This is a genomic window from Streptococcus sp. GMD6S (assembly GCF_000297015.1).
This window is the reverse complement of sequence record NZ_AJRH01000084.1, coordinates 1-4,182: the sequence shown is the minus strand read 5'-3', so window position 1 is coordinate 4,182 and position 4,182 is coordinate 1. Positions and strand designations below refer to the sequence as shown.

Annotated in this window: 5 protein-coding genes; 2 read left to right on the top strand and 3 right to left on the bottom strand. The window is 40.7% G+C overall.

The features are described from left to right. A partial coding sequence (rlmD, locus tag GMD6S_RS08430) for a 23S rRNA (uracil(1939)-C(5))-methyltransferase RlmD (protein WP_001050276.1) occupies positions 1–1,313 on the bottom strand: 1,313 nt, incomplete at its 3' end. A 37-nt stretch (positions 1,314–1,350) separates the two neighbouring features. On the opposite strand from rlmD, the gene recX reads away from it, so the two are divergent. Next, positions 1,351–2,127, top strand: a complete 777-nt coding sequence (gene recX / locus GMD6S_RS08425) for a recombination regulator RecX (RefSeq protein ID WP_000705066.1) — start codon at positions 1,351–1,353, stop codon at positions 2,125–2,127. Between the two features lie 88 nt (positions 2,128–2,215). Next, complete coding sequence (ntdP, locus tag GMD6S_RS08420) at positions 2,216–2,749, top strand: nucleoside tri-diphosphate phosphatase (protein WP_000775318.1); 534 nt, start codon at positions 2,216–2,218, stop codon at positions 2,747–2,749. A 70-nt stretch (positions 2,750–2,819) separates the two neighbouring features. Here ntdP and GMD6S_RS08415 read toward each other — a convergent pair whose 3' ends face one another. Together GMD6S_RS08415 and GMD6S_RS08410 are read right to left on the bottom strand one after the other, a co-directional pair. Then, the gene (locus tag GMD6S_RS08415; protein ID WP_000567567.1) at positions 2,820–3,587 is read right to left on the bottom strand and encodes an epoxyqueuosine reductase QueH; all 768 of its coding nucleotides are present in this window, start codon (positions 3,585–3,587) and stop codon (positions 2,820–2,822) included. A 124-nt stretch (positions 3,588–3,711) separates the two neighbouring features. Beyond that, positions 3,712–4,182, bottom strand: a 471-nt coding sequence (locus GMD6S_RS08410; protein WP_000316199.1) for a TCP-1/cpn60 chaperonin family protein, incomplete at its 5' end; no start/stop codon positions are given.

Genomic DNA, 4,182 nt, shown 5'->3' with positions numbered 1-4,182 from the left:
GTGTGGGGAAACATATCGACCGACTGGATATACTGGAGGTCATAGACTTTTACTAGTTTAACTAAATCTCGTGCCAAGGTCGAAACATTGCAGGATACATAGACCATTTTTTCTGGAACATAGGTCAGAATGGTATCCAGTAGCTTATCATCTAAGCCTGTACGAGGAGGGTCGACTATCAGGGCATCTGCTCGGTAGCCTTCTTGATACCAGCGTGGAATAATCTCTTCTGCTGTTCCCGCTTCATAATGGGTATTGTCAAATCCCATTTTTTTAGCATTTCGCTTGGCATCTTCTATGGCTTCTGGAATAATATCCATTCCTCTGAGACTCTTGACCTTCTTTGCGAAGGCAAATCCGATCGTCCCAACACCGCAATATGCATCGATTAGATGGTCTTCTTTGCTGACATCCAGAGCCTTAATTGCTTCACTATAGAGAATTTCTGTCTGCTCCGGATTAAGTTGATAAAAAGCTCGGGGCGAGAGAGAAAACTCATAGTCCAGTACTCCTTCTTGAATGCTCTTTTGGCCCCAGATAATTTCCGTCTTTTCACCATAGATTTCACTTGTTTTTGCTGTATTTGTATTGACTGCAACTGTGACAACTTCTGGAGAATCTTTAACTAAGTCTCTTACCAGCTGGGTTAAATTAAGCTGGCGATTCGTGACAATGATTATCTGAACTTGCCCCGTTTTTCTTGCTCTTCGTACCATGATCGTGCGAACACCGAGCGTTTTTCTCTCATCTGTAATTGGAATTTGGTGGTAAGTAAGAAGTTCAGCTAGGCGATTCGCAATCACTTGGGTTTCCTTATCTTGCACCAAACAGTCTTTCAACTCTACGAGATAATGAGAGTTTTGCGCATACAAACCTGCCTTGACCTGATTTTTAAATTTCCGAGTCTGGAATTGAAGCTTAGCACGGTAGTACTTTGGTTCCTGCATTCCGATAGTTGGACGGATTTCATAGTTTTCATATCCTGCAGGAGCAAATTTTTTCAGGGCTTGGTGGAGCAAATCCGTTTTGAACTCCAACTGTTTATCGTAGTGGAGGTGCATGATTTGGCAACCACCACATTCATTATAAATCGTACAAGCTGGTACGACTCGAAATTTCGACTTCTTATTAACCTTTAGTAATTTGGCTTCAACAAAGTTACGTTTAATAGAAGTAATCTGACAATAGATATCTTCTCCTTTGAGGGCGCCTGGCACAAAAACGAGGGTTTTCTGATAGAAACCGATTCCCTCACCATTGATGCCCATCCGCTTGATTTTTAAAGGTATTTTTTGTTTGACTTTCAGATTCATACCCCTATCTTATCACATTTTAGGGTATAATAGAACTATGAAAATCACAAAACTTGAAAAGAAAAAACGTCTCTACTTGATGGAGTTAGATGGACAGCAAACCTCTTATATCACGGAGGATACCATTGTCCGTTTTATGTTGTCTAAAGATAAGGTGGTTAGCACTGAAGAATTGACCGAGATTCAGGACTTTGCCCAGTTCTCTTATGGTAAAAATCTCGCCCTCTACCATCTATCATTTAAAGCTCGAACCGAAAAGGAAGTTCGTGAGTATCTGAAAAAGTATGATCTTGATGAAAAAATCACTAGTCAAGTTATCGCTAATCTCAAAGAAGATAACTGGATTAATGATCGTCAGTATGCCTACTCTATCATCAATGCAAATCAACTTTCTGGAGATAAGGGACCCTATGTGCTAGCTCAAAAACTGTCTCAAAAAGGGATTGTCAAATCAACTATTGAAGATGTTTTAAAGGATTTTGATTTTTCAGAGGTTGCTCAACGTGTGGCGGAGAAACTGCTAAAAAAATACACGGGAAAGCTTCCCGCTCGTGCCTTGCAGGATAAGATCATTCAAAACTTGACGAACAAAGGCTTCTCCTATTCTGATGCTAAAAGTGCTTTTGATGACTTGGACAGCCAAGTCGACCAAGAAACGACTCAAGAACTCATTTTTAAAGAGCTAGACAAACAATATGCTAAGTATGCTCGCAAATATGAAGGTTACGAACTAAAGCAACGATTAACTCAAGTTTTAGCTCGAAAAGGCTATGATTTTTCGGATATAGCTAGCGCTCTCAGAGAATATCTTTAATATTTTCGTGTAAAATTCAAAAAAATTAGACCGATTTATGATATAATAGTAAACGATAAACTTATAAATTGTAGAAAGTTGGTTAGTTATGAAACTTCCAAAAGAAGGCGACTTTATTACAATTCAAAGTTATAAGCATGATGGGAGTCTTCACCGTACTTGGCGGGACACCATGGTACTAAAAACAACAGAGAACGCCATTATCGGCGTCAACGACCACACACTTGTTACCGAAAGTGACGGTCGTCGTTGGGTGACTCGAGAACCGGCTATTGTTTACTTTCACAAAAAATATTGGTTTAATATCATTGCCATGATTCGTGATAATGGGATTTCCTACTATTGCAATATGGCAAGTCCTTACTATCTAGATGAGGAAGCCCTGAAATACATTGATTATGATTTGGATGTCAAGGTTTTCACTGATGGTGAAAAGCGTCTCTTGGACGTTGAAGAGTATGAGCGCCATAAACGCAAAATGAAGTATTCTGATGATTTAGACTATATTTTGAAAGAGCATGTTAAAATCCTTGTTGATTGGATTAACAATGGACGCGGTCCTTTCTCAGAGGCCTATGTCAACATTTGGTACAAACGCTACATAGAACTAAAGAATCGGTAAAGTTGTCAAACTGGGGTGAAAACCCTGGTTTTTTTATTTGAAAAACCCAGCTTTTCAGCTGGGTTGATTTCTATATATCTAATTTAGTAACAGTAAACTTGATGTGGGAATAGTCTTTTTCAACATCCTTATCCAACAAGAAAGCCGTGGCATCCTTCTTAACCTGAACAAGATCAATATTCTGGGCTTGAGCTGCATAGACGCATCCACAATAACATTGACGATAAATATCATACTCCTCGCACATCTCCACCGAGCGCTTGTAGCCTTGGTTTTTCTTGAAATCACTTGGGAGATAGTGGGTTGTATAAATCTTTTGCACATCAATTCCGATGCTGTTGATGGTTTGAGAATTCTTATGGGGACTGATGGTCAAAGCTGAACCAAAGTAGTCAAAGCCCAAGTCCATAGCTACTTGCGCCGTTTTATCCAGACGGTAGTCAAAACAAACCTTGCAACGATCGCCGCCTTCTGGTTCTTCTTCCAGCCCTCTGACTAACTTCCGGTATTCATTTGGTTCGTAGGGCGCTTCTAAATACTGGACCGTATTGCCTGTTCGCTCATTGAAGTCACTGACAAATTTCTTGGTGACGTAGGCCCGCTTGTGGTATTCTGCCTTTGGATGGATATTGGAATTGGCAAAATAGATGGTCACATCCGCGTATTTTGTCAGGTATTCTAGAGTGTAGGTACTACAAGGAGCACAGCAAACATGCATGAGAATAGTTGGACGTTGCTCATTTTTCTCCCAAACCTGAACCATTTTCTGCATAACACGGTCATAATTAATCTTCTGATTGGGATTCATCTTGCTCAGAATTTCTTCTACATCAATCATGTTCTTCTCCTTCTTCTAGTCTTATTTTATCATATAAGTTAGGAGAGCTCAAATCAATTTTAGAAGAGAAAACCTTAAAAGGAGGGATTATGTTCCCTCCTTTTGTGTTTTTTATAAGTTGCTTTTACATCATCCCGCCCATCATGCTTGGATCCATTGCTGGAGCTGGGGCTACTGGTTCTGGTTTATTGGCTACGACTGCTTCTGTTGTTAAAATCAAGCTAGCTACAGAGGCTGCATTTTGAAGGGCAGAACGGCTCACTTTAACTGGGTCGATGATTCCCTCTTCAATCATGTTGACCCACTCGCCAGTTGCTGCGTTGAAGCCTGTACCAACTTCAGCATTTTTCAAACGGTCAATGACGATAGACCCTTCGAATCCCGCATTGTGAGCGATTTGACGAACAGGTTCTTCCAAGGCGCGGAGAACAATATTGCGTCCTGTCGCTTCATCTCCTGTCAATTCCAAATCAGCCACTGCTGGAATGACATTGGCAAGAGCAGTTCCACCACCAGCAACGATTCCTTCTTCCACGGCTGCACGAGTAGCGTTGAGGGCATCTTCAATGCGGAGTTTCATTTCTTTCAACTCAGT